21 protein-coding genes are annotated in these 25290 nt (G+C 64.6%); 10 read left to right on the forward strand and 11 right to left on the reverse strand.

The genetic code is table 11. The annotated features are described in order from the left end of the window. Nucleotides 1-10 precede the first annotated feature (10 nt). On the reverse strand, nt 11-1777 hold the full coding sequence (ptsP, locus tag GTW58_RS05155) for a phosphoenolpyruvate--protein phosphotransferase (protein WP_119932662.1): 1767 nt from the start codon (nt 1775-1777) through the stop codon (nt 11-13). Between the two features lie 128 nt (nt 1778-1905). Here ptsP and GTW58_RS05160 point away from each other — a divergent pair, with 128 nt between their 5' ends. The 6 genes from GTW58_RS05160 to GTW58_RS14545 all read left to right on the forward strand — a co-directional run bounded on the left by GTW58_RS05160 (nt 1906) and on the right by GTW58_RS14545 (nt 7872). Beyond that, entirely contained in the window at nt 1906-2841 is a 936-nt protein-coding gene (locus tag GTW58_RS05160; protein WP_198673418.1) for a DeoR/GlpR family DNA-binding transcription regulator, read from the forward strand. Further along, nucleotides 2838-3803, forward strand: a complete 966-nt coding sequence (locus GTW58_RS05165) for a 1-phosphofructokinase family hexose kinase (RefSeq protein ID WP_119932661.1) — start codon at nt 2838-2840, stop codon at nt 3801-3803. The genes GTW58_RS05160 and GTW58_RS05165 overlap by 4 nt, the downstream gene beginning before the upstream one ends. 41 nt (nt 3804-3844) lie before the next feature. Then, entirely contained in the window at nt 3845-5977 is a 2133-nt protein-coding gene (locus GTW58_RS05170) for a PTS fructose transporter subunit IIABC (protein ID WP_119932660.1), read from the forward strand. A gap of 238 nt (nt 5978-6215) precedes the next feature. Further along, entirely contained in the window at nt 6216-6485 is a 270-nt protein-coding gene (locus GTW58_RS05175; RefSeq protein ID WP_047689288.1) for an HPr family phosphocarrier protein, read from the forward strand. A gap of 118 nt (nt 6486-6603) precedes the next feature. Next, nucleotides 6604-7710 carry a hypothetical protein gene (locus GTW58_RS05180; RefSeq protein ID WP_232817998.1) on the forward strand — a complete coding sequence of 369 codons (1107 nt, stop codon included), beginning with the start codon at nt 6604-6606 and terminating at the stop codon, nt 7708-7710. Between the two features lie 12 nt (nt 7711-7722). Further along, complete coding sequence (locus GTW58_RS14545; protein WP_232817997.1) at nt 7723-7872, forward strand: hypothetical protein; 150 nt, start codon at nt 7723-7725, stop codon at nt 7870-7872. Here GTW58_RS14545 and GTW58_RS05185 read toward each other — a convergent pair. Then, nucleotides 7853-9205, reverse strand: a complete 1353-nt coding sequence (locus GTW58_RS05185) for a glycosyltransferase 87 family protein (protein WP_052209430.1) — start codon at nt 9203-9205, stop codon at nt 7853-7855. The genes GTW58_RS14545 and GTW58_RS05185 overlap by 20 nt on opposite strands. A 365-nt stretch (nt 9206-9570) precedes the next feature. On the opposite strand from GTW58_RS05185, the gene GTW58_RS14290 reads away from it, so the two are divergent. The 3 genes from GTW58_RS14290 to GTW58_RS05200 all read left to right on the forward strand — a co-directional run bounded on the left by GTW58_RS14290 (nt 9571) and on the right by GTW58_RS05200 (nt 11389). Next, nucleotides 9571-10101, forward strand: coding sequence for a hypothetical protein (locus GTW58_RS14290; protein ID WP_119932659.1), 531 nt, complete (start codon nt 9571-9573; stop codon nt 10099-10101). A 92-nt stretch (nt 10102-10193) separates the two neighbouring features. Continuing rightward, entirely contained in the window at nt 10194-10754 is a 561-nt protein-coding gene (locus tag GTW58_RS05195) for a hypothetical protein (RefSeq protein WP_047689283.1), read from the forward strand. 185 nt (nt 10755-10939) lie between these two features. After that, nucleotides 10940-11389: a hypothetical protein gene (locus tag GTW58_RS05200; RefSeq protein ID WP_168023466.1), complete on the forward strand. Its 450-nt coding sequence runs from the start codon at nt 10940-10942 to the stop codon at nt 11387-11389. Nucleotides 11390-11471: 82 nt separating this feature from the next. Here the strand turns inward: GTW58_RS05200 and GTW58_RS05205 are convergent, their stop codons facing one another. After that, nucleotides 11472-12932, reverse strand: a complete 1461-nt coding sequence (locus GTW58_RS05205) for a metallophosphoesterase (protein WP_157980463.1) — start codon at nt 12930-12932, stop codon at nt 11472-11474. A 207-nt stretch (nt 12933-13139) separates the two neighbouring features. Here GTW58_RS05205 and GTW58_RS05210 point away from each other — a divergent pair, with 207 nt between their 5' ends. After that, entirely contained in the window at nt 13140-13745 is a 606-nt protein-coding gene (locus GTW58_RS05210) for a hypothetical protein (protein ID WP_119932656.1), read from the forward strand. A gap of 78 nt (nt 13746-13823) precedes the next feature. Here GTW58_RS05210 and GTW58_RS05215 read toward each other — a convergent pair whose 3' ends face one another. The 8 genes from GTW58_RS05215 to GTW58_RS05250 form a co-directional block, all read right to left on the reverse strand. After that, nucleotides 13824-15134, reverse strand: coding sequence for a ThiF family adenylyltransferase (locus GTW58_RS05215; protein WP_198673417.1), 1311 nt, complete (start codon nt 15132-15134; stop codon nt 13824-13826). Next, nucleotides 15119-16213 carry a molybdenum cofactor biosynthesis protein MoaE gene (locus tag GTW58_RS05220; RefSeq protein ID WP_119932654.1) on the reverse strand — a complete coding sequence of 365 codons (1095 nt, stop codon included), beginning with the start codon at nt 16211-16213 and terminating at the stop codon, nt 15119-15121. Before GTW58_RS05220 ends, GTW58_RS05215 begins: the two co-directional genes overlap by 16 nt. Continuing rightward, nucleotides 16210-16737, reverse strand: a complete 528-nt coding sequence (gene moaC / locus GTW58_RS05225) for a cyclic pyranopterin monophosphate synthase MoaC (RefSeq protein ID WP_304999791.1) — start codon at nt 16735-16737, stop codon at nt 16210-16212. Before moaC ends, GTW58_RS05220 begins: the two co-directional genes overlap by 4 nt. A 112-nt stretch (nt 16738-16849) precedes the next feature. Continuing rightward, nucleotides 16850-18088, reverse strand: a complete 1239-nt coding sequence (locus tag GTW58_RS05230; RefSeq protein ID WP_047692222.1) for an MFS transporter — start codon at nt 18086-18088, stop codon at nt 16850-16852. Nucleotides 18089-18189: 101 nt separating this feature from the next. Further along, nucleotides 18190-19008: a respiratory nitrate reductase subunit gamma gene (narI, locus tag GTW58_RS05235; RefSeq protein WP_047692221.1), complete on the reverse strand. Its 819-nt coding sequence runs from the start codon at nt 19006-19008 to the stop codon at nt 18190-18192. Then, the gene (narJ, locus tag GTW58_RS05240) at nt 19005-19766 is read right to left on the reverse strand and encodes a nitrate reductase molybdenum cofactor assembly chaperone (RefSeq protein ID WP_119932653.1); all 762 of its coding nucleotides are present in this window, start codon (nt 19764-19766) and stop codon (nt 19005-19007) included. Before narJ ends, narI begins: the two co-directional genes overlap by 4 nt. Beyond that, entirely contained in the window at nt 19763-21457 is a 1695-nt protein-coding gene (narH, locus tag GTW58_RS05245; RefSeq protein WP_047692220.1) for a nitrate reductase subunit beta, read from the reverse strand. The genes narJ and narH overlap by 4 nt, the downstream gene beginning before the upstream one ends. Then, the gene (locus tag GTW58_RS05250) at nt 21457-25194 is read right to left on the reverse strand and encodes a nitrate reductase subunit alpha (RefSeq protein ID WP_119932652.1); all 3738 of its coding nucleotides are present in this window, start codon (nt 25192-25194) and stop codon (nt 21457-21459) included. The genes narH and GTW58_RS05250 overlap by 1 nt, the downstream gene beginning before the upstream one ends. Nucleotides 25195-25290 lie beyond the last annotated feature (96 nt).

The following is a 25290-nucleotide window of genomic DNA, read 5'->3' on the forward strand; positions in this document are numbered from 1 at the left end:
CGGGTGAGGGTCACTTACCGCCCTTGAGGATGTCGAATGCGGCATCCTGCGCGGCCTGACCGGTGGGTGCGGTCACGGCGGCCTGGGCGGCACGGGCGATCTGGTCATCAGTGGCCTGACCCAACTGCACACCCACGGCGGCAAGAGCAGGAGCGGCTGCAGACAGAGACGTCACACCGAGCCCCACCAACACGCAGGCCAGCAGCGGGTCCGCAGCGGCCTCACCGCACACACCCACAGGCTTGCCGGCACGCTGCCCGGCGTCCGCAGCCATCTTGATGAGCTTGAGCACTGCCGGCTGCCAGGGGTCGGTCAGCTCGGAGAGCTGGGATGCCATGCGGTCAGCTGCCATGGCGTACTGCGTGAGGTCATTGGTGCCGATGGAGAAGAACTCCACGTGCTCCAGCAGCTCATCTCCCATGAGTGCTGCGGAGGGAACCTCGATCATCACACCGGGGATCAGACCGCGGTCACGGCACATCTCCCCGTACCACTTGGCCTCATCCACTGTGGCGATCATGGGTGCCATGACCCAGGGCTCGGCCCCGGTGCCCTTGGCGGCAACCGCCACCGCATCGAGTTGGCGTTCCAGAACACCGGGCTGCTCAAAAGCAATGCGCACACCGCGCACACCCAGGGACGGGTTGGGCTCATCCGGCATGGTGGCAAATGCCAACGGCTTGTCCGAACCCGCATCCAGGGTCCGCACCACAACCTTCTGCTCCGGGAAGGCCTCAAAGACCTCGCGATAGATCCCGGCCTGGGTTTCCACGGAGGGCTCGGACTGGGCGGAGAGGAAGCACAGTTCAGTGCGGAACAACCCAACACCTTCGGGCAGGCCCGTACCGGCAGCGGCGCGGGCGCCTGCACCGTCCTGCACGTTGGCCAGCAGCTGCACACGCGTTCCATCGGCCGTGACAGCGGGTCCGGACCAGGCACGGATCTTGGCCTGCATCTGCGCGGACTCATCCGCACGCTCCTTGGCCTTTGCGGGGTCCGGGGTGGTTTCAATCTCCCCGCGCTCACCGTCCAACAGGATCAAAGCCCCGTCCTCAACACCTTCCAGTGCTGCACCCACACCCACCACACACGGGATGCCGAACTGGCGGGCAATGATGGCGGTGTGGCTGGTCTTGCCGCCCAGCTGGGTGGCAATGCCGCGCACGAACTCCGGGTCGAGCCCTGCGGTGTCTGCCGGGGCAAGGTCATCGGCCAGCAGGATCACGGGCTCATCCGGGCTGGGCACACCGGGCTCGGGCTCACCGCGCAGTTCGGCCACCACGCGGTCACGGATGTCCTTGAGGTCGGTGGTGCGCTCAGCCATGAGGCCACCGATTTTCTCGAACTTGGCAACAAACGTGTCCGTTGCACGCACCGTGGCAACCACAGCGTTGACACCGGCCTCAACGTGCTTGTTCACGGCACGGCGCCAGCCCTTGTCCGTGACCAAGGATGCGGTGGCTTCCAACACCTCAGCGGCGTGACCCTCAGCCTTCTCCGCGCGACCCTGCAGTCGGCCCGAAACGGTTGCCGCGGCGGTATCGAACTGCTGCTTCTGCTCCGCACGGTCCGCCTCAGGGACCTCTGGACCGTCCGTGGGCAATTGCGGGCGTGGCCTGGCCCAAAGGGCGGGGCTGGCGGCGATGCCGGCAACCACTCCGATGCCCTGGAGGGTGGCGCCTCCAGCCGGTGCAGCAGTTTCTCGCGACTCTGACGGCTGGCCGTCAGCAGACTCACCATTGGTGGCGGCCGGGTCGAAACGGGCATCAACAGGCATGGGGTGCGCTCCTCGTCCTTGAGATCTCCTGCACACATGAAAGTGGCGGAATTCCCAGGATACGTGGCCCGTCGAACCCACGACAACATGGGTTGACAAGCAACAAATTCGGGCATACTCATTCATATATGGGCGTAACAGAGATCACGCAGGGCGCTGACGGTCAGTTCCGTGGCGCCGGATCCGCCGGGGGATCACAGAATCTTCCCTCCGGCGTTGAACCCCCTGTGTCCACGCCCGATTCCAAGCGTTCCGGTGACTCACCAGCCCCCACCATGTACGCGGAGGAGCGGCGCCAGGCGATTGTTCGCATGGCATCAGCTCGCGGGCGAGTGGCGGTGACCGATCTGGCCGCCACCTTTGCGGTGGCCCCTGAAACAATTCGCCGGGACCTGGACGTGCTTGTCCGATCTGGTTTGGTTGACCGCGTGCACGGCGGGGCCATTCCCCGATCCTCCTACGGCACCGCCGAATCCACCGCCCGGGAGCGGCGCACCACCCGCGGGGAGGCCAAGGCCGCCATTGCCCGCGTAGCCATGGCGTATCTGCCGGCGGCCCACGGGAGCATCATCCTGGACGGTGGCACCACCACCGGTGCCCTGGCCGCGGAGATCACCTTGCGCGCGGAACAGGACCCGTCCACCGGACCACTGACCGTCATCACGGACTCAGTGCGCACCGGACTGGAGCTGTCCACCACTCACAACCTGTCCGTCCACCTCTTGGGTGGTGTGATCCGTGAGGTCACGGAGACCGTGGTGGGTGCAACCGCCTTGACCATGCTGGGCCGGGTTGCCGCGGATGTTGCCTTCCTGGGCACCAACGGGCTGTCTGCCGCCTACGGACTGACCACCCCGGATGTTGAGGAAGCCGCCGTGAAACGCCTGATGGCCACGCGTTCCCAGCGCTGTGTCCTGCTGGCTGACTCCTCCAAGTTCGACTCCGACTTCTTGTGCACTTTTGCGGAACTGGACCAGATAGACGTCCTGATCACCGATGCCGAGCCCCCCACACGACTTGCCCAGGCCCTTGCCCAGAATGAAATCGAGGTTGTGATCGCATGATCATCACATTCACCGCCAATCCGAGCATTGACCGCACCGCTGATCTCTCCACCGTCCTGGAACGCGGCGGGGTCAACCGTGTGGTTGCCGTTCATGACGGGCCCGGCGGCAAGGGAATCAACGTGTCCCGTGCTCTCACCCTGGCAGGTACGGCCACCACTGCGGTTTTCCCGGCGCCTGCAGGTGACCCCCTGGTTCAGGCCGTGAAGGAAGCAGAAGTTCCTTTTTCCCTGGTGGAGCGTGACGTCCGTGTCCGCACCAACCTGACCGTCACGGAACCGGACGGGACCACCACCAAGATCAACGAGCCCGGCGCACCTTTGGATGCAGACGCCCAACGCACGTGCTTGGATGCCTTGCTGGCTGCCGCCAAGCCGGGTGACTGGGTGGCACTGTGCGGCTCCCTTCCTCCCGGCCCGTCAGAGGACTGGTACGCCCAGATGGTGGCGGAACTCAAGCAGGCGGGTGTGCGAATCGCCGTCGACACCTCCGATGCCCCATTGATCGCACTGGCCGGGGATCTGGACACCGCAGCCCCTGACCTGCTCAAGCCCAACGGCCTGGAGCTGGGGCAGTTGGTGGGGGCTGATGGCCCCGCCATTGAGGCCGCCGCCGAAAACGGCGACTTCCTTCCTGCGGCCCAGGCCGCACGCAAACTCGTGGAGCGCGGCGTCACCGCCGTGTTGGCCACGCTCGGCGCTGCCGGGGCGGTACTGGTCACCGCTGACGGCGCCTGGGTGGGCAATCCCCCACCCATCACTCCGGTGTCCACCGTGGGCGCCGGGGATTCCTCCCTGGCCGGTTTGCTGCTGGCCTTCACCCAGAACTTGGATCCCGCCGAATGCCTGCGGCACGCCGTGGCCTACGGCTCCGGCGCCACCGCCCTTGCCGGCACCGGTGTTCCCAGTCCCGATCAGGTCGACCTCGACCGAACCTCCGTCACCGAGCTCACGCTCGACTGACACCCACCTGTCCGATCCCTTCACACAGCAAGGATTCACCCATGTCAGAGCTACCTCTGATCGTCCCAGAGCTGGTCGTCCTCGATCAGAACCTAGGCGCTCACAAGAATGATGTGATCACGCAACTCTCCGGCGTCGTGGCTGCTGCAGGCCGCGCTGATTCCGCTGACGGCCTGGCCTCCGATGCCCTGGCTCGCGAGGGCCAGTCCCCCACCGGTCAGCCCGGTGGCATCGGCATCCCGCACTGCCGCTCCGCACACGTGAAGACCACGTCCCTGGGTTTCGCCCGTTTGGCAGAGCCGGTTGATTTTGGCGCCAAGGACGGCCCTGCGGACCTGATCTTCCTGATTGCCGCCGCGGATGGCGAAGGCAAGGAGCACCTCAAGCTGCTCTCCAAGCTGGCGCGCGCCATGGCCCGCAAGACGTTCCTGAGCTCCCTGCGGGAAGCCCAGACCGCTGAGGAAGTCGTGGCGATCGTGGAGGAGGTCCTGGCTCCCAAGCAGACCCAGACCTCCAACGACGCCGCAGCATCCGCCGGCAACGCAGGCTCCGGTTCCAGCGGCGCAACTGCCGCTGGTGCCACTGCAGCCGGTGCTGCTGGTGCAGGTGCCGCCGGCGCGGGTACGGGTGCCGGTGAGGGTGGTGCCAAGCGCCGCCTGGTGGCCGTGACCTCCTGCCCCACGGGCATTGCCCACACCTACATGGCCGCGGAGGCCCTGGAGCAGAAGGCCCAGGAGATGGGCCACGAGCTGGTGGTGGAGACCCAGGGTTCCTCCGGTGGCACCAACCTGACGCAGGAGCAGATCGACTCCGCTGACGCCGTGGTCTTTGCCGTGGGTGTGGGTGTGCGTGACCGCGAGCGTTTTGCCGGCAAGCCCGGTGTGGAAGCCGGCGTGAACGTTGGTGTTTCCGATCCGGAGGGTCTGATCAACCGCGCACTGGCGGCAGCGGATGACCCCAATGGTCACCGCATTGCCGGTGGTGCCGGGTCCGGTGCCGGTGCCGGTGAGTCCTCGGGCTCCTCGGAGGGGCAGTCCTGGGGCCGTCGCATCCAGCAGGCGCTGATGACCGGTGTGTCCTACATGATCCCGTTCGTGGCCGCCGGCGGTCTGTTGATCGCTCTGGGCTTTGCCATGGGTGGCGCCGAGCGTGTGGCCGAGGTGGCACCGGATGTGGTTGCCCAGAACACGTTGTTCAACCTGCCTGCTGATGGCGGTTTGATGCTCTACCTGGGTGCGGTGTTCTTCACCATCGGTGGGCTCGCCATGAACTTCCTGGTACCGGCCCTGTCCGGCTACATCGCTTACGCGCTGGCCGGCCGTCCCGGCATTGCCCCGGGCTTTGTGGGCGGTGCCATCGCCGTCGCCGTGGGCGCGGGCTTCATCGGCGGTTTGGTCACGGGTCTTGTGGCCGGTCTGATCGCCATGTGGATCGCCTCCATCAAGGTTCCGCGCTGGCTGGCGGGCCTCATGCCCGTGGTCATCATCCCGCTGGTCACCACCACCCTGGTCGGCCTGCTCATGTACCTGCTGCTGGGCAAGCCGTTGGCCTCCCTCATGACCTGGCTGCAGGACGGCCTGAACTCCATGACCGGCACCTCCGCCATTCTCCTGGGCGTCATCCTGGGCCTCATGATGTGCTTCGACCTGGGCGGCCCCGTCAACAAGGCTGCGTACCTGTTCGCCACGGCCGGTCTGGCCCAGGGCACCGATGCCGCGATGAGCATCATGGCCACCGTCATGGCTACCGGCATGGTTCCCCCGTTGGCCATGGCCCTGTCCACCACGGTCCGCGGCAAGCTGTACTCGGAGGCCGAGCGTGAGAACGGGCGCACCGCGTGGTTGTTGGGTGCCTCCTTCATCTCCGAAGGTGCCATCCCGTTCGCTGCAGCCGACCCGCTGCGCGTGATCCCGTCCATGATGGCCGGCGGCGCCGTGACCGGTGCTCTCACGATGGCCTTGAACGTCACCCTCAACGCCCCGCACGGCGGCATCTTTGTGGTGCCGGCCATGGGCAACCCGTGGGGCTTCCTGATCGCCCTGGTGGCCGGTGTGCTGGTTTCCGCACTGATCGTGACCTTGCTCAAGACTCAGCGTCAGAAGTCCCTGATGGCTGCTGCTCAGCGTGAGGCTCAGACGGAGAACGCTCCCCGCGCAGCATCCGTGAACGCCTGATGTCCTGAGTTTCCTGGCACGCAGGCACCGAACCCTCACGCCACTACGCCATCACCCGTTGATGGCGTAGTGGCGTGAGGGTTCGTTCACATCCAGGACCGTTACAGGCACACTTCGGCCACAACTCGTGGCTGGCCCCTGAGACCTGACAGACTGTTGCCAGGGCTCGGCGGATGTGGCTGTAGTCTCAGCTGCACCATCGGGCCACCCCGAAAGCATCGATCCTGTAGGAGGAAGCATGCCCAGCAAGAAGGTTTCCGTCGGTTCCGCCGTCGGCCTGCACGCACGTCCCGCCGCCATCATCGCCGAGGCTGCTGGTGAGTTCGACGACGAGATCTTGATCGGCCTGGTCAACGATCCCGATGAAGAGCCCGCAGACGCCTCCTCCTCCCTGCTGATCATGGCTCTGGGCGCGGAGAAGGGCACCGAGGTTGAGGTCAGCTCCGAGAACGCTGAGGCCGTGGAGAAGATCGCCGCCCTGATCGAGAAGGATCTGGACGCCGAGTGATCTGCTGATCCGAACCACCGATTCAACTGCCCCGGAAGTGTGATCTTCCGGGGCAGTTTCATGTCCATGGCACCCCCCCTATTTGAGAATGATTCTCATTTGTGCGTACTGTGTGCCCATGCTGACGCCTTCACGCACCCTGCAGATCACCGCCGGACTTGCTGCCACCGCACTGCTTCTCTCCGCCTGCGGCACGCCACAGGACACCTCCGTTGCGTCGTCGTCGCCCGCGATCACGCCCACCGAACAACGCCAGGAGGTCACCTCCCTGACACCGCGGGTGGTCATGACCTACGACGGCGGCATCATGACTCTGGATGGCCACACCGGCCAGGTGATCGCAGAAACCCAGGCCCCCGGATTCCTGCGCCTGAGCCACCTGGGAGATGGCAGGCATGTGGCGGTCTCCTCCGGGGACAAGTTCACGGTCTTTGACACGGGCCTGAGTGCTGAGGCCCACGGGGACCATTCCCACTACTACACAACACAGCCCACGTTGACCGACGTCGAGCTCCAGGCACCTGAGGCCGGGCACGTGGTGACCAATGGCGGGCGCACCGCGCTGTTTGCCGATGGCACCGGGGCCGTGAGCATGGCCGAAACCAACCAGCTGCTGGCCGACCTGCGGGACGGGGACCTGGAGACCGCAAGGACGCAAGACCCCCACCACGGCGTTGCCATTCCCCTGAAGGACAACAAGCTACTGATCACGCAGGGGACCCCAGAGCAGCGCACCACCGTGCAGGTCCTGGACGCCCACGGTGAAGTGATGGCAGAAACTCATGACTGCCCCGGAGTACACGGGGAGGCCGTGGCTGAACCCACGGAAACCGACGACGTCGTGACTCTGGGCTGTGAGAACGGGCCGGTGATCTACCGTGACGGCGCATTCCACAAGGTTGCCGTTGCGGAGAGCTACCAACGATCAGGCAACCAATTCGGGACCACGGGCTCTGCCGTGGTGCTGGCCGACTACAAAGTGGATCCGGATGTCGAGCTGGAACGACCCACCAGGATCGGCCTGATCAACACTCGCACCGATTCCGTGCAGACCGTGGATCTGGGCTCCGCGTACTGGTTCCGGTCCATGGCCCGCGGCCCACGCGGTGAGGCGTTGGTGCTGACCTACAACGGGGAGCTGAACATCCTGGACCAGCATTCCGGTGAGGTCCTGCACCGGGTTGCGGTGGTCGACCCGTGGGAGGAGAACGACGAGTGGCAATAGCCCGGCCCGGCCGTGCAGGTCTCAGGTGATCACGCCTACGTCACGGATGCTGCGCGGCAGAAGCTACACGTGGTGGAGATCGCCTCCGGCACGGTCATGGACTCGTTCGAGCTGCCGCACACGCCCAATGAGTTCGTGGTGGTCAGTGGGCGGACTCGGTGAGGTTGGCACCGCGGCGTCGTCGTGACTGGAGAATCACGGCCCCGCACCAGAGCAGCAGGAGGAGGAAGAGCATCACGTACGGGAAGATCCAGATGGTTTCGGATGCGTGCAGGTCGATCCCCAACCGCTCGGTCATGAACAACCCGCGCATGGGTCCGATGTAGGCACCGATCAGCCAGATCCAGGCCAACACCCCCGCAATGATCCGGGTGGCCCCGCGAAACACCTGCGGGAAGGCCTCCAACCACAAGGCCAGGGCGATCACCGGGTAGTAGACCTGGTGATGGGACCAGGAAATCGGTGACATGAACAGCATCACCAAGGCGTTGACGGAGATCGCAGAGAGGATCATGCCGCGGCGCGTCATGTAGATCAATGCCACCGCAACCAGGGCGATCATGATCAGCACCAGCGGGTAGCGGATGGGATCCACCAGATCCGCAGGAATGCCGTTCTTGATGAGCAGACCGGTGATGGCGGTGTTGTCGATGTACTTGATGGAACCCACGCGGTCGGAGGATGAGACCGAATCAGTCCAGAACTGGATGGAGTCGTTGTAGAGCACCATGAACCCCAGCGCCACGGTTGCCACAAAGGTCACGCCCATGGACAGGATCGCCCGGAAATTCTTCTGCATCAGGAAAATCAGGCCGAAAGCCAGCGGCGTGAGTTTGATGCCGGCTGCAATGCCGATCAGCACACCACGCGGAATGGAAGCCGTGACACGCTCAATCCAGGATCCTGTGCCATCCGTGCGACGCACCAGGTCCAGGAAGATCAATCCGAACAGCAGGATGTTGACTTGCCCCAAGGAGATGGTGCGGATGTACGGGCCGCTGAAAAGGATCGCCGCCAGCACCAGGGCAAACATGGCGCGGCTGCCCAGGTAGTTGGTCAGCGGAATGGGGCGGCCCTTGCGGATCGCGTAAGACACCAACGCGCCGGCCAAAGGAACCGCCACCACAAGATCGGCCACCAGCAGCAGGTAGCGGGTGACGTCAAAAGGAATCCACGCCAGCAGACCGAACAGCAACGCCGCAAAAGGCGGGTAGGTGAACGGCAGGGTGTCGTTGCCCCAGGGGACCGGGAATGCAAGATCGTAGAGCGGTTCCTGGCGGATGTTGGGGTTGGCAACCCACTGCGCACCCATGTTGTAGACCATCAGGTCCAGGGAGCCCCACGCCACCTGGAGTACAGACCACACCAGCACCAGTGCCAGGAACACATAGGCCAGGACCTGCGCCCACATGGGTCCAGTGCCCGGGGCGTGAGGGACCAGCCAGCGGTGGGAGTACGCGGACTCTGACTGGTGGGAACGGACGGATGCGGACACGCGCGCCTCCTGGGGTTGCGCGCACCGGTGTTGCGCGTGAACGGCCTGGGAATGCTGACAGACCCGGGTCCGGGTCCTGAACAGCGTACCCGCGGCCCCGTTTGACGGCCTACGCATTCACGACGACGACGCCCATGTGATCCGTCACGCCGGCCCCAATGTGCCCATAACGATTTGTTGATGAACCTGGCCACAGGGTCACCAGCTGACTAGGGTGAACACCAAAGAATGCATTGCCTCTGCGATTGTGAGGTGAAATCACCATGGACTCACCGCAAGAACCCCGATACCCACTACCCAAGCCAATATCTGCCAAGGACCGCCTGTGGCCCTTTTGGGCCTCGCTCCTGGGGCTCATGATCTCCATGCCAATTCTGATGGGAGTGATCCCCATTCCCGACTGGGTTGGCAGGTTCAGTTTGGCCGTGATCCTCATGGTCGTGGTCATGTGGGAAGTGCACCGAGTCCATGGTCGCAGCACCAGCGGCCGGGAGGTCCGCCGTTCGATCACTGACAACATGCCCAATGGCGCAAGCCACCAGGAGTGGTCAGGGGCAATCCCAGGCATGAATCTGGCGTCTCTCAAGACTGCCGCTGACGTTTTTGCCCAATCCCCGCAGTTCGCGGTTCATGGATTCGACCCCAATTCCCTGGTGTTGATGCTGCGCCGTCGGTTGGATGGATCCAGCTTTGGTTACGCAATCACTGTTCGGTGCACTCCGAATGCTGACAATGCGCGAGTCACGGTTACCTGCGCTCCCTACAGCTCCGCGAGCTTGTTGACAGGTGTTGCAGCCAAGGAGAATGTGGCCCGGGTAGTGGCAACGCTGCAGGCCCTTGCGGCCCTCACCCAAGAGCCCCTGCCAGCTTCCTCGGCCGGTGCAGTACGGCCATGAGCAAAGGATCAACATTGTCGCGGACGAACGTCACGCCTCCGAGCTCGTGGCGGCGTCGAAGTTGGATTCTTGCGGGCCTTGGGCTCGCCCCCATGGCATACATGGCCGTTGTGATGTTCGGGCCAGACGTCGGTGACTCCCCGTGGTGGCTGGTGTGGGTGGTTTGGCCCGTGTGTCTGCTGGTGCTCGCCATTGGTATCCGCACGTTCCTGAAGAGCCAACGCGCAAACTTTGACCGCTCGGACCCTGTCCTCAAAGACATCAAAGCAATTGACGACGGCGTCCGGTGGACCGGCCGCATCGCTGGACTGACAAGCCACAACATGGAGTCCACCATGAATCACGCAACCTCCCTTTACTCCAGGTTGAAGATTCAGGCAGTTTCCGCAGAACAGCTGCGCGCTGATCTGCAAACCACCTCCGGGTGGACCACACCCGGAACCGACATCACCGTCCGTGGCTTACCGCCCGCGTCCCCGCTCAATGACGACCAACAAGATGACCCGGTGTTCCAGGTCTCCAACACCACGCAATTCGCCAGGATTGACGGCCTGCAAGCGGCCGATGACCTTGCACGACTGGTGTATCTGTTGCGGGAGATCGCACCTCAGCATGCCCCTGTGACGAGCCCTTCAACTGACCCGGGCCTCTGAAGCAAGCACCGGTGACATCTCCCTCCGGCCGTCACAGGCTCCCCGAACCCGCCTACTGGAAATGGCGAACGCTCGTGGTCCGGCACGGGGTCTTGCTCCCCTTCTTGCCCATGGGTTTGGTGGGGATCTTTGGCAGGACCAGCGATCTGCCGTGGTTCGCTTGGCTGCCGTTCTTACTGGGATTCATGTTCTTGAGTTTCGCCGGCCCCAAGTTCTCCCGCAGCACACGGTTGCTGGGTGCCCAACGTGACCCGGTTGCTGCAGCCGTGGTCCACGATGCCGACTCCAGCTACTGGACCGGCCCCATCCGGGGACTAGGTCCACACAACCTGGAGACTGTCCTGACGGAGATCGCAGAGGGGTACCGCCGTTTCAAACTCTTGTCCGTGGCTCCGGACGGGCGCCTGGCCACCATCAGCGTTGATCAGAGCTGGAACAGTTCAGGCTCAGACATCACCGTGCGCGCGTTGGATGACCCGGGTGAGCATCACAGCTCTCATGATCCGATCGTTTATCAGGTGGTCCACGGAGCGGACCTGGGCTCACTGACCAGTGACCCCTTGCGCCAGCAGGACAATCTGATGCGCCTGGTTCACCTGATGCGGGCTCTGGCCGCGCTTCCGCCCGCCGAATAACCACCCGAGACCTCCGAAAAAGCCCTTTTCAGCACGATTCTTGGGCAGAAACGGAGGTCTCGGCGCCAGGGGGACGGGGGTTTCAGCGGCGCCGGAGTTTTCGCAGGGCGACTGCCGCACCCACGGCACCGGCCACCGTCAGCGCAGTCCCCCACTTGTCGGCAACAGCGCGGCCTGACACATCAGCTTCAGCATGATCCAGCCCCGGCAGAGTCTTTCCGTGAGCGGGCTGCGTGAGGGGGCCTGCGGCGTCGTCGTCGGTGAGGGCTGGGGCCGCGGAGGCCAACGTGCGATCCGGCGAGGACCGGCGACCGCCGGGGGCATGCGAGCGCAATTCCACCGGGAGGATCAGGTGATCCGGGTCCACCCACGGCTGAGCGGCAATCTCCTCCGCGCTGCGCCCGCCCCGCAGGCGATCCAACTGGGACTGCGGGGCAAAATCCAGTGGACGAAAACTGTCCAGGACCGGCGAGTACGTGGTCACGCGCACGGTTCCGTCCGACACCCGGAACTGCAGCAGCCGCAGAAAACCGGTTCGGCGCTCGCCATTGGCCTGCCGGTAACCGGCGGGGAAGTTCTCGTCCGGCATGCGGTGGGTCTGGTAGTCGGCCAGCAAACCCGGGGACGGGTAAGCCGCCTGGTCCTCCACCTGCCAGCCCGTGCCGGAAATGTGGCCACTGAGCACCAGCACCACGTTGGAGTTCTGGGTGACAACCTCGCGGTGGACCTTGACGCCGTCGTTGGGACCGTAGGAACCGGGTCCACCAAAAGAGGCGCCGGATCCATCAGGGCGAATCCCCTGGTCAAGATAATAATGCGTGCACACGATCGCATCCCGGTCCGCATGTTCACGCAGCACGGTGTTGGCCCAGGCCGTGTGTTCGTCCCGCACCCCGTAGCCCAGGTGCACAATCACCAAGCGGGTGTCGCCGACCTCCACCAGGTCGTAATGGCAGCTGTTCTCCCCGGCCTTCCACGGCCCGCCGTAGCTGGCCCGCACGGGCAGACTCCCGGCACTGGGCCGCCATTTGCGCGCAGCCAAGGTGCTCCGGATGGGTCCAAAGGCTTTGTTGAACTTCTTCAACTCAGGCGACCCGCGGCCCTCGTCCGAGCCCCAGCGGTTGTCATGGTTGCCGGGCAGGACCCCCACCGGCACGCCGTGGTCCTCGATCATGGAGATCAGCCGTTCAGCTTCCTTGAACTCGCGGGTGGCCGTGGAACGACGGTTCCAGAACCAGCACCAGTTCTCGATCAGGTCCCCGGTGTGGGCCAGGTACACGATCTTGCGTGCAGCGGCGTTCTCCCCCACCCAACGCGCAATGGCATCGTGGGAGGCCTTGAACCGCGCCTGGCGCTCGGGATCGGACGGGTCCGCAGCACCTTCGGCGATGTACTGCGTGTCCGTCAGGTGCACAATCGCAAAGTCGTAGTCGTCCGGGTCTGCAAATCCCACTTCCGCGGGCCGCGCCGGGCCGGTCGCGGGATCATACGCATCCCCATGCACGACGACGGGCGCCTGCCCCTCCTGATCCTTCTTGCCCACGGTCCTGGCTCCTCCCGGTGATGGCTTGATGTGCGTGGCCGGAAACCTGCTCCCGTTGATGGTGGCATCACCCGGTGGGAAAACGGTGAATGCCAGATGGTGAGGAGGGATCCGGGTGACTTAACGGGAGTTTTCAACGCATTCGAACAGATGTCACATCCCGCAATCAGACTTCCATCACAGCTTGTCAGCGGCTATATCTGGCACATGGGGTCATTTGCATCGATCATCACTCTGGCCATCAGTTCGGGCGCTTTGGTGGTCGCAGTCTTGGCGTTCTTGGAGTCGCGGAGACTGCGTCGCATCGAGGAGGCGCGGGAGGACCGAGCCTCCGTGGAACGGCGCCGCGAGCAGGCGGCACGGCTCGCCATATGGATGTCCGTGGAAACGCTGGACTCCACCTGGGAGCAAGCCAACGGCGTCATCCGTAATCACACCCAGATCATTCTTGAGGTCAAGAACACCTCGGACGCACCTGTGTACGACATCTGCATTTCAGCCACGGACGTGCAGTACTTGCAGGGAAAGCGACTGGACACACCCAAAGAACTTGAAGATCTGGTGGTCCACACGATGCCCCCGGGGCATCTGGTCTTTGGCCCGGGACAGGGCGTCCATGCATGGGACCTGGGCAAATCACCGGAAGCCCATGGGGCTCTGGTCCCAGTCACCAAATCCAAGTTGAAGCGAATCACCGAGTTCACGTTCACGGATGCTGACGGTGTCCAATGGTGCCGAGACGCGGATGGTTCGCTCAAAGAGCTGGCTTCTCGGCACGCACAAAAAGTCACCCAGTCCCCACTGGGTGATTGATCTCCCCCGAAACGCGCAAAACCCCACGGTGTAGGCGGTGATCTCGCAATCCGGTGGGGTCTCAACGGTGGGGTGGGGTCAGGTGTTCTCGTTTACGCGGTTCCAGGCGTTCATGCCGCCGGAGAGGTGGCGGGTGGTGCGAGTGATGCCGTGGTGGGCGTCGGAGGCTCGCAGCAGGTCCAGCGCCTCCGCGGAGCGAACACCGCCCTGGCAGTGGAGCACCACCGAGGGGGCGTCAGCCATCCGGGGGAAGGCCGCACCGGAGCGGAACTCCCCCAGCGAGATCAGCACAGCGCCGGGGATGGAGGACAACTGGTGCTCCCAGGATTCGCGGACGTCCACCAGCACAAAATCAGAACCACCGTCAGCGCGGGTCTCCAACATTTCTTGTAATTCCAAAACTTCCACGGTGTCCGGCACCTGGGAGGTGGCACTCACGGCGGCACCTCCGTCAGCCGTGTGCACGCGCACAGCCACGCGGAGAGCCTCGGCCCGGTAGGGAACCGCTGACACACCGGCGGCAACAACATCAGCCGGAACCGCGCATGCAGAATCAGCAGGGGAATCGCCGTAACCATCACGGTCAACCTGTCCGAACGGGTGCATCCGGGTCACAGGAGTCTGCGAGCGCACCAGCGGGATGGCGGCCCACGTACCGTCCAATCCGTCGTAGGTGCTGACCCGCCCCACCAGCGGAGATCCCACACCCATGATGACCTTCATGGCCTCCAGCGCCATGGCGGAGCCGATCACCCCGGGCAGAGCCCCCAGTACACCGGCCTCCGCGCAGCTCGGCACGGAACCGGGAGCCGGTGGCACTGGATGCAGGTCCCGGTACGTGGGGCCGTGTTGCGCCCAGAACACGGCCAGCTGACCGTCAAAACGCAGAATGGATCCCCAGACGTGCGGCACACCCGCCAATGAACAAGCGTCCGAGAGCACGTAGCGGGTCTCAAAGGTGTCGGAGCCGTCCAGGACAAGGTCGTATCCGGAGACCAGCTCCACCGCGTTGGCTGCCGTCAACCGTTCCCGGTGTTCCACCACGGTCACATCCGGGTTCAGATCCGCCACACGGGCTGCTGCCGAACCAGCCTTGGACACACCCACGGTGGCTTCACCGTGCAGCACTTGGCGTTGAAGGTTGGAGATCTCCACGGCGTCGTCGTCAACGATTCCCAAGGTGCCCACGCCCGCAGCGGCCAGGTAGAGGATGGCCGGGGACCCCAGTCCACCGGCACCCAGGCACAGCACGCGCGCCGCGCGCAGCCTGCGCTGCCCAACCTCCCCGATGGTGGGAACCGACAGGTTGCGGGCGTAGCGCTGAATCTCCGGCAGGCTCAGGGCGGGCCCCGGTTCAACCAAGGGTGGGAGGTTCACAGGTTCACCCATTCGTGGGTGCCGTCCTCCAAGTGCTGTTCCTTCCAAATGGGCACACGTTCCTTGATCCGGTCCACCAGGGCGTCACACACCTGGAAGGCGATCTTGCGGTGAGAAGCGGCAACGGCCACTTCCATGGCGGAATCTCCCACGCCCAGACGGCCGATGCGGTGTTCAGCCACCACCCGCACTCCGGGGAACTCCTGCGCGACTTCCTCACACACGCGCTGCAACACGGTGGATGCTGTGGGGTGGGCGGTGTAGTCGAGCTCGGTCACGGATCGTCCGGCGTCGTGATTGCGGATCAGACCGCTGAAGCCCACCACGGCACCTGTGGTCTCCGATGCAGCAGTGGCCTGGACCGTAGCCGCGTCCAAGGGCTCCTCCGTCACCCGAACGGAAACCACCACGGAGTCCGCTCTGTCCACCGGATGATCTCCCTGAACCCCGCTGGGCTGGAAGCCTGCAGCCGGGGTGGCCACTGATTCGTCTGCGGCAGGGGAGCGGTGGCCCGCGTCCCGGTGCCCGTTGAGCTGCTGGAACACGTGGTCCAGAAGCGGCAACACCACACCCATGCCGTCCTTGACCCCACCGCCGGACCCGGGCAGGTTGACCACCAGCGTGCGCCCTGCAACCCCCACCTCACCGCGGGACAAACCTGCGGTGTGAATGTGCTCCAACCCGGCTGCCCAAATGGCGTGCATGACACCCGGCAATTGCCGGTCCAGGAACTCACGGGTCAGCTCAGGGGTGAGGTCATCCGGCATCAGACCGGTCCCACCGGAGGTGACCAACAGATCAGGGCGCTGGCCAACCGGCAGATCCCGCAGGAAGTGCTGCATCTGGGCCCGCAGAGGCTCCCCGTCGGCCACCACAATCGGGTCAGCACACTCATGACCCGCCTCCCGGATCATGGACACCGCTGTGGGCCCGGACTTGTCCGGGTACCTCCCCGCTGCGGCCCGGGTGGAGGCCACCAGGACCACAGCCCGGTAGGTGCCGTAGACCTCCGCGTGCCGCCGGGACGAGTGGTAGGCATCCACCGCAGGTGTTCCCGTGATCGTGTTCTGGTCGAATGGTTGGTCGCTCATGCGTCCTCCCGCTGCCAGTCCCCGGACTTTCCACCGGACTTGGCCAGCACTTTGGTTTCTGCGATCACCGCGAACTTGTCCACGGCCTTGATCATGTCGAACAGCGTCAGCGCAGCCACGCTCACGGCCGTCAGGGCCTCCATCTCCACACCGGTCACACCGCGGGTCTTGACGGTGGCTGAAATTTCTACGCCCACCGCCAGGCGCCGGAAGTCCACGGTCACCTTGCTGATGGGCAGCGGGTGGCACAGCGGCACCAGCTCTGGGGTCTTCTTGGCGGCCATGATCCCGGCCACCCGCGCCACGGTCAGTGCATCCCCCTTGGGCAGGTCAGCGGCAAAGATCATCTCCACCACGTCCTCCCGGGTCACGACGACGGCGACCGCCGTTGCCTCCCGCGTGGTTTCCTGCTTGGCGGAGACATCCACCATGTGGGCGGAACCATCCGCCCGGACGTGGGTCAGACCCTGCGATTCGTGCGGCTTTGGATCGGAACGATGGGGCGGGGTGCTGTGAGGGGACACGTCATCTCCGTACGGCGTCGGGGTGAATGCGGTGGGAACGGAAAAGTGGTGGGTGGGTACTCGAACCCGAGCACCCGCCCACCACCCTAAGTCGAGGGCATGACCCCCAAGATCACGCAGCAGCGGTGCGCTCGTCCACGCGGCCACCGTTGCGCAGGATGAAGCACGTGATCAGGCCCAGCACGCAGAACAAGGCCAACAGCATGAGCCCAACGAAGTAGGAGTTCTGCGCCTCGTTGTACGTGGCACCCATGACCAGCGGCGGGAAGTAACCGCCCAAGCCACCGGCGGCGGCGATGATGCCGGAGACGGTGCCCACGGTACGGGCCTCGGAGGCGCGGGCTACCCAGGCGAACACGCCACCGGTGCCCAGCCCCAGGAACAACGCCATCAGGATGAAGATCGGGCCGTAGACGTGTTCGGCATCCGGCTGGAAGGCCACCACCACGGCCAGTGCGGCTGCACCCACGTAGGAAGCGATGGAAACCAACTTGGGCCCCACCTTGTCGGCCAAGGTGCCACCAATGGGACGGGCCACCACGGCGGCTGCCGCGAAACCGGCGGTGCGGGTTCCGGCGCCGGTGGCGTCAAAGTCGTAGACGTTGCCCAGGTAGGTGGGTAGGTAGTTGGAGAAGGCCACGAACGCACCGAAAACAATCGCGTACATGAAGCACAGCAGCCAGGTTTCCTTCAGGCCAAAGGCCACCTTCAGCTTGGGCAGCATGGGCGTGGGTTCCACGCCGCGACGCGTGGGGGATTCACGCAGGAACAACCAGCAGATCACGGCCATCACAGCCACCAAGGCGGCAATCAGGATGTGCGCGCCCATGTAGCCCAGACCTGCCACCAGGCGCGGGGTGAAGAACGCGGACACGGCAGTGCCCACCATGCCGGCCCCGAACACACCGGTGGCAAAGCCCTTGCGGTGGGATTCATACCAGGCGGAGCAGAACGGGATGCCTATGGCAAACACCGTGCCGGCAATGCCCAGGAAAAAGGCCACGAACACCAACATGCCAAAGTTGTTCATCTGACCCACCATGGCGGTGAGCAACACCAGGGGTGCGGTGATGCCCAGAATCACCGTGAACATCAGGCGCCCGCCGTAGCGGTCCGTCATGGCGCCCACGGGCACGCGGGCAACAGCACCCACCAGGATGGGCATGGCCACCAGGATGGAGGTCTGGCCGGCGCCCAAGTCCATGTTGGCCGCATAGGTTTTGGCCAAGGGGCCAATGATGGTCCAGGCCCAGAAACCCATGGTGGAGGCCAGGGTGGCCAGCAAGAGGTTGCGGGTCTGGCCCGCTTTCATCTCCTGAGCCAGAGTGTTCTCCGGCGCGGCGGAAGACATTGCTGTGGTTCTCCTCAGTACATGAATCCGAGCAGGTCATGCCCAGAACGTGGTGCCCAAACGGTGGTTCAGGCGGTGAAGGGGGTGATGAGGCTGGGTGCTCAGCGTCTGCCGGAGCCGGTTTTCTCCCGGCGGGTGGAACCGGATCCACTGCGGCGGTAGCCGGAGTTGTGCCGGTCCTGGGTTCCCACCGGATCCCAACCGCGGCGGGTGGGAACGGAACCGGAGCGGGTCACCCGATCCCGCGAGCGGTACACGATGTAGGGCCGGAACAGGTAGTGCAGCGGTGCCGTGAAGGCGTGCACCAGGCGCGTGAACGGCCAGGCCATGAACAGCACGAAGGCAAAGAGCACGTGCACTTTGAAGGACAGCCCGGCCTCTGACATGGCGGCCACATCCGGTTGCAGGATCCAGATGGACCGGAACCACGGGGAAACGGTGTCCCGGTAACTGGTTTCACTGGTGTCCCACAGGGACAGGATGGTGGTGGCAAGCCCCGCCGTCAGGGTGACCACCAGCAGGATGTACATCAGTTTGTCATTGGCGGTGGTGGCCATGAACACAGGGCCGGTCTTGCGGCGTCGGTAGATCAACAGGGCCATGCCCACAAAGGTGCCAACGCCTGCAAAGATGCCGATGGTCAGAGCCAACATGTGGTACATGTGCTCGGTCACGCCCACGGCATCAGTCCAGGACTTGGGGATCACCAGGCCCACAATGTGCCCCACCAGCACCGCAAGGATGCCGAAGTGGAACAACGGGGAAGCGATCCTCAACAGCCGGGATTCATACAGCTGGGAGGAGCGGGTGGTCCACCCGAACTGGTCGTACTTGTAGCGCCAGATGGTGCCACCGATCACCACCAGCAGCACCACGTAGGGCAGTACACCCCACAGCAGGATGTCGACGACGGAACTCATGCGGATCCCCTAGCGCTCGTGAGGTTGGATGGGCTTGTCAAGCTGGCTGCCTCCAGTCCCGCGGACTGGTCACCGTCCACCACGGGCAGCAGACGCGGGTCAAAGGGTTGCAGCCCCACGGTTTCGGTGGGTGGGCCGTAACCGGCCATCCTCATCACGGCGTCACGGTCCTCCGGGGAGGGGCCGGGCAATGTGGAGCAGACCAGTTCCAGGGCACCCAGTTGTGGCAGGGAGTCGTCCTTCAGCGCCAAGCGCAGCAACTCCAGGGAGGGCCGGTAACGCTGCAGAAGCTGCGCACCGTCCTCCGGGTTCACCAGTGCTGCGAACTCCAGCACCACGGGCAGGTGGTCCGGCAGTTCGGAGTCATCCAGCTCCCGGCCGTTCTCCCGGTACATCTGTTTGAAGGCCAGCAGGGCCTCCCCACGACGCCGGGTGTCACCGTCCGTCCAGTAGGTCAGGTGCAGTGGGTGGCGCCGGGAGAGGTCGAACTCCTGGACGTAGTCACCCTGGACATCGGCCAGCGGCCGGTCCGTCAACCACTTCATCAGGGGTTCGACGGCGGCCACGTCCGCACCAACTTCTGCAAGAGCTTCCCGGATGGCGGGCAGACGTTCGATCAGCTCACGGTCCGGATACCCCAGCAGCATGGCGGCGGCCTGCCGGATCACGGCGGAACGGGCAGGGTCGCGATCCTCCCAGGGCTCGGATTCCACCGTGCCCTTCTTGGCCAAACCGAAGAGTCGGGCAAGCCGGCTCATCGGCTGCCACCTGCATCACCGCGTGCTGCACCGTCACCCTGGCCGGCCGGGAACAGGCCATCCGGATTGCCCTGGCCGTCCCAGTTGAGCAGGTTGACGCGCCCGGACAACTCCGAGTTCCCTGTGGGGTCCTCGGAGGTCTGGCGGGCCCGCAGGGCGTTGAAGTTCTCGATCGCCACTGGTGTGGGACGCCCGGATGCCTCCCCCAGACCACCCATCTGGCCCATGCCCGGGCCGCCGTCCACATCCAGGGAGCAGCCCATTTCCTCCAGGCCGTGAGCTTCCTCCAGGTGGGCGGTGGGGATCACGTAGCGTTCGTCGTACTTGGCGATCGCCATCAGCCGGTACATCTTCTGGATCTGGCTGCCGGTCATGCCCACGGCTTCCGCAATGGACTCGTCCGGATCCTGTCCCAGGGTCAGATCCCGCATGTAGGAGCGCATGGCCGCGAGTTTGCGCAACACGTTGGTGACCACATCCGTGTCACCGGCGGTGAACAGCTCCGCGAGGTACTCCACGGGGATCCGCAGTGAATCAATGGCGCCGAACAGAACGTCCGCATCCTCGCCGTCGTGACCCTGACCGCGCAGCAGATCCACGATCGGTGACAGCGGCGGGACGTACCAGACCATGGGCATGGTGCGGTATTCGGGGTGCAGCGGCAGGGCCACCTTCAATTCCTTGGCCAAGGTGTAGACCGGGGACTTCTTGGCAGCCTCCAGCCAGTCCTCCGGGATGCCCTCGGCACGTGCTGCCCGCTGGACCTCGGGATCATTGGGGTCCAGGAGGATGTCCAACTGGGCCTCGTACAGATCCTTCTCATCCGGGGTGGCAGCAGCCTCGGTGACGCGGTCGGCGTCGTAGAGGAAGATGCCGATGTAACGCATGCGGCCCACGCAGGTTTCCGCGCACACCGTGGGGATGCCCACCTCCACACGCGGGTAGCAGAAGGTGCACTTCTCGGCCTTGCCTGACTTGTGGTTGTAGTAGATCTTCTTGTACGGGCAGCCCGTGATGCACTGACGCCAACCGCGGCAACGGTCCTGGTCCACCAGAACAATGCCGTCCTCGGAGCGCTTGTAGATGGCACCGGAGGGGCAGGAAGCCATGCAGGACGGGTTCAAGCAGTGCTCACAGATGCGCGGCAGGTAGAACATGAACGTCTTTTCGAATTCAAGACGAATCTGTTCTTCCGACTGCTCACGGATCTTCTGCAGGACCGGGTCCTGCTCGTCCGTGTTGGCGGTGCCGCCCAAGGAGTCATCCCAGTTGGCGGACCACTCCACCTTGGTGTCCTTGCCCGTGATCAGGGACTTGGGCCGGGCCACCGGGAAGTCGTCGGTCGCCGGGGAGGCCACCAGGTTCTCGTAGTCGTAGGTCCAGGGCTCGTAGTAGTCATCGAGCTCCGGCTGCACCGGGGAGGCGAAGATGCCGAACAGCTTCTGCAGGCGGTTGCCCGACTTCAGCTGCAGGTTGCCGCGGCGGTTGAGCGTCCAGCCACCGCGCCACTTCTCCTGGTCCTCGTAACGGCGCGGGTAACCCTGCCCGGGGCGGGTTTCCACGTTGTTGAACCACACGTACTCCGTACCGGCACGGTTGGTCCACGCTTGTTTGCATGTGACCGAACAGGTGTGGCACCCGATGCACTTGTCGAGTGTCATCACCATGGCGGTCTGGGCCATGACTCGCATCAGTACTGAACCTCCTGGGAGCGCTTACGGACCACGGAGATGATGTCGCGCTGGTTGCCCGTGGGACCGTGATAGTTGAACGCCCACGACTGTTGGGCGTAGCCGCCGATCATGTGGGTTGGTTTGAGCAGGATTCGGGTCACCGAGTTGTGAATGCCGCCGCGGCGACCTGTGGCCTCCGACTTGGGAACATCGATGGTGCGTTCCTGCGCATGGTGTACGTAGACCACACCGGCGGGCATGCGGTGGGAGACGATGGCTCGTCCCACGAACACACCGTTGGTGTTCACGCACTCCACCCAGTCGTTGTCCTTGGCCTCGATCAGCTCGGCGTCCTGCGGGGACATCCAGACGCTGGTGCCACCGCGGGAGAGGGAGAGCATGAACAGGTTGTCCTGGTACTCCGAGTGGATGGACCACTTGTTGTGCGGGGTCAGGTAACGCACGGAGATGGACAGATCCCCACGTTCCCCGAGCCTGGGCTCACCAAAGAGCGCACTCATGTTCAATGGCGGACGGTAGGTGGGCAACATCTCGCCCATGTCCTTCATCCAGTCGTGATCCAGGAAGAAGTGCATGCGCCCGGTCAGCGTGTGGAACGGCTTGAGACGTTCGATGTTGACCGTGAACGGTGCGTAGCGCCGCCCACCGGTTTCCGATCCGGACCACTCCGGTGAGGTGATCACCGGCACGGGGGCTGCCTGGGTGTCCTTGAAGGTGATGCGTTTCTCCTCCGAGCCCAAGGCGAGGTCGTGCAGCTGCTTGCCCACCCGCTTTTCCAGCGTCTTGAAGCCTTGTACGGCCAGCTCACCGTTGGTGGTGCCGGACAGCGTCAGGATGGCTTCTGCCATGCGGGAATCGGAGTCAATGGCCGGACGCCCTGCCGCCACACCGGAGTCGAACACACCGTGCTGACGGGCCAGCCGGTTGGTTTCGTGGGTGACGTCAAAGGTGATGTTCTTGGTGGTCAACCCCAGCTTGTCCGCCAGCGGGCCGACGGAGACGAACTTCTGGCCGATCGCCGTGTAGTCGCGCTCCACCACCTTGAAAGCCGGCATGTTCCTGCCGGGGATCGCGGGCAGATCCGTGTTCTTCCAGTCCGGGGCGTGACCGCCGGGCTGTCCGATCTCACCGGGGGTGTCGTGGGTCAGGGCCGTGGCCACCACGTCCTTGACGGTGTCCAGGCGCCCCGCGGACAGGCGCGAAACCTCGTCCGAGAGCAACCGGAACATCTCCCAGTCGGTCTTGGCCTCCCACGGCGGGTTGATGGCCGGGGTGAAGGCGTGCACGTAGGGGTGCATGTCCGTGGAGGACAGATCGTGCTTCTCGTACCAGGTGGCAGCCGGGAACACGACGTCGGAGAGCAGCGTGGAAGAGGTCATGCGGAAGTCCGCGGAGACCAACAGGTCCAACTTTCCTTCCGGCGCCTGCTCATGCCACGCCACATCCTTGGGCTTTGCGTGCACGTGGTCCTCGCCCAGCACGTTGTGATGGGTTCCCAGCAGGTGCTTGAGGAAGTACTCCTCACCCTTGGCGGAGGAACCCAGCAGGTTGGAGCGCCACAGCACCAGGGTGCGCGGCCAGTTGCGGGCGTCGTCGGGGTCTTCGACGGCGAACCTCAGGTTGCCTGCCTTCAGTTGCGCTGCGATCCACGTGCCTTCGTCCTCGGCCTCCCCGGCTTCCACGGCGGCAGCAGCCTGCTGCGCCACCTCAATGGGGTTCTCGAAGAACTGCGGGTAGAACGGCATCCAGCCCAGTCGAGTCGCCTTGGAGACGACGTCGGCGGTGTGCATGCCGTCCAGGTGACCTTCGGCCAGCGGGGACTGCAACGACGCCGAGGAATGGCCGTCCTGGCGGAATTGGTCCGTGTGCATGTACCAGAACGCGGTGCCGATCATGAACCGCGGCGGACGGGACCAGTCACCGGCCGATGCCATGGTGGCCCAGCCCGTGATGGGACGAGCTTTCTCCTGGCCCACGTAGTGCGCCCAGCCGCCGCCGTTGCGGCCCTGGCAGCCGCACAGCATGAGCAGCGCCAGGATGGCCCGGTAGGTGGCGTCCCCGTGGTACCACTGGCAGATGCCGGCACCCAGGATGATCATGGACCGACCACCCGACTTCACCGCGTTGGTGGCGAACTCGCGGGCAATGCGAATCACGGCCTCCGCCGGAACGGAGGTCACGGCCTCCTGCCAGGCGGGGGTGTAGGCGGTGTTGACGTCGTCGTAACCCGTGGCCCAGTCGCCGGGCAGGCCGTCACGGCCCACGCCGTACTGGGCGAGCATCAGGTCCAGGACCGTGGTCACGGTCTTGCCCGCCACCTGCGTGACCGGCACACCGCGGTTGATCACGGAACCGGTGCCGTCGTCGTCAACAAAGGCGGGGAGGGCAACTGGGGAGGTGGCGCCGTCGTAGTCGGCGGTGTCAGAGATGGACAGCGACGGCTTGCGACCCTGCAGGTCCAGGTTCCATCGGCCCTCGTCCTCCTGGTTGTACCGGAAGCCCATGGAGCCCTGTGGGATGAACTCCTCACCGGTGTTGCGGTCCAACAGGATGGTCTTGAACTGGGCATCGGCCTGATCCTCAGCGCCCAGATCCGCGGCGGTCAGGAACTTGCCCGGGACCACGGTGCCACCTGCGCGGGTGTCCAGTGTGATCAGGAACGGCAGGTCCGTGAACTGCTGAACGTAGTCCTCAAAGAACTCGGTGCGCTGATCCACAAAGTGTTCCTTGAGGATCACGTGCCCCATGGACATGGCCAGGGCGGCATCCGAACCGGCCTGGGCGGGCAGCCATTCATCCGCGAACTTGGTGTTGTCCGCGTAGTCCGGAGAAACGGAGACCACCTTGGTGCCGCGGTAACGGACCTCAGCCACCCAGTGGGCGTCCGGGGTACGGGTCACGGGGATGTTGGAGCCCCACATCATCAGGTAGGTGGCATCCCACCAGTCACCGGACTCGGGGACATCGGTCTGGTCACCAAACACCTGTGGGGAAGCCACGGGAAGATCCGCGTACCAGTCGTAGAAGCTGTTCATCACACCTCCGATGAGGTTGATGAACCGGGCGCCGGCAGCGTGGGACACCATGGACATGGCCGGGATTGGAGAGAACCCGATGCAGCGGTCCGGGCCGTGCTTGGCAATGGTGTGCACGTGGGCGGCGGCCGTCATCTCCACGGCTTCCTGCCAGGAAGCACGCACCAGCCCACCCTTGCCACGGGCCTGCTGGAAGGCACGGCGCTTGGCTTCGTCATTGACGATCGAAGCCCAGGCCTCCACGGGGTCCCCGCCCACCGCACTCTTGGCCTCGCGGTACATCTCCAGCAGCACGCCGCGCACGTACGGGTAGCGCACACGAGTGGGAGAGTAGGTGTACCAGGAGAAAGCGGCGCCGCGGGGGCAACCGCGGGGCTCGTACTCCGGGCGGTCCGGCCCCACGGAGGGATAGTCGGTCTCCTGCGCCTCCCAGGTGATGATGCCGTCCTTGACGTACACCTTCCAGGAACAGGAACCAGTGCAGTTCACACCATGGGTGGAGCGGACAACTTTGTCGTGGCTCCACCGGCTGCGGTAGAAGGAATCCCCGGACCGGCCACCCTCGCGGAAGACCGCGCGGCCATCCTCCGTTTCATCCCAGCGGGAAAAGAATTTCCCAACCTTGAGCAAGGCATTCGATGCAGGTCCATCAAGGCGGGCGGGCTCCCGCGTCTCCCCTGGCGGCGTGGAAGTACTCATGCTCCTCAAGTTAGCCAGTCAGCCGTTTGGGGTAGGTACGCGTTCAGGCGGTTGCCAGCAATTGCCGGACCAACTCAAATTACGACTTGACCTGCG

This window comes from Kocuria subflava (genome assembly GCF_012163155.1).
In the GTDB taxonomy this organism is placed as follows: Bacteria; Actinomycetota; Actinomycetes; order Actinomycetales; family Micrococcaceae; genus Kocuria; species Kocuria subflava.

Coding starts and splice junctions, on each gene's coding strand:
- GTW58_RS14290 (WP_119932659.1), top strand. CDS start 9,571: ATGCCAATTCTGATGGGAGTGATCCCCATTCCCGACTGGGTTGGCAGG.
- narH (WP_047692220.1), bottom strand. CDS start 21,457: ATGCGAGTCATGGCCCAGACCGCCATGGTGATGACACTCGACAAGTGC.
- GTW58_RS05250 (WP_119932652.1), bottom strand. CDS start 25,194: ATGAGTACTTCCACGCCGCCAGGGGAGACGCGGGAGCCCGCCCGCCTT.
- GTW58_RS05215 (WP_198673417.1), bottom strand. CDS start 15,134: ATGGGTGAACCTGTGAACCTCCCACCCTTGGTTGAACCGGGGCCCGCC.
- ptsP (WP_119932662.1), bottom strand. CDS start 1,777: ATGCCTGTTGATGCCCGTTTCGACCCGGCCGCCACCAATGGTGAGTCT.
- GTW58_RS05170 (WP_119932660.1), top strand. CDS start 3,845: ATGTCAGAGCTACCTCTGATCGTCCCAGAGCTGGTCGTCCTCGATCAG.
- GTW58_RS05230 (WP_047692222.1), bottom strand. CDS start 18,088: ATGTCTTCCGCCGCGCCGGAGAACACTCTGGCTCAGGAGATGAAAGCG.
- GTW58_RS05220 (WP_119932654.1), bottom strand. CDS start 16,213: ATGAGCGACCAACCATTCGACCAGAACACGATCACGGGAACACCTGCG.
- narI (WP_047692221.1), bottom strand. CDS start 19,008: ATGAGTTCCGTCGTCGACATCCTGCTGTGGGGTGTACTGCCCTACGTG.
- GTW58_RS05195 (WP_047689283.1), top strand. CDS start 10,194: ATGGCATACATGGCCGTTGTGATGTTCGGGCCAGACGTCGGTGACTCC.
- GTW58_RS05180 (WP_232817998.1), top strand. CDS start 6,604: ATGCTGACGCCTTCACGCACCCTGCAGATCACCGCCGGACTTGCTGCC.
- GTW58_RS05210 (WP_119932656.1), top strand. CDS start 13,140: ATGGGGTCATTTGCATCGATCATCACTCTGGCCATCAGTTCGGGCGCT.
- narJ (WP_119932653.1), bottom strand. CDS start 19,766: ATGAGCCGGCTTGCCCGACTCTTCGGTTTGGCCAAGAAGGGCACGGTG.
- GTW58_RS05175 (WP_047689288.1), top strand. CDS start 6,216: ATGCCCAGCAAGAAGGTTTCCGTCGGTTCCGCCGTCGGCCTGCACGCA.
- GTW58_RS05160 (WP_198673418.1), top strand. CDS start 1,906: ATGGGCGTAACAGAGATCACGCAGGGCGCTGACGGTCAGTTCCGTGGC.
- GTW58_RS05200 (WP_168023466.1), top strand. CDS start 10,940: ATGTTCTTGAGTTTCGCCGGCCCCAAGTTCTCCCGCAGCACACGGTTG.
- GTW58_RS05165 (WP_119932661.1), top strand. CDS start 2,838: ATGATCATCACATTCACCGCCAATCCGAGCATTGACCGCACCGCTGAT.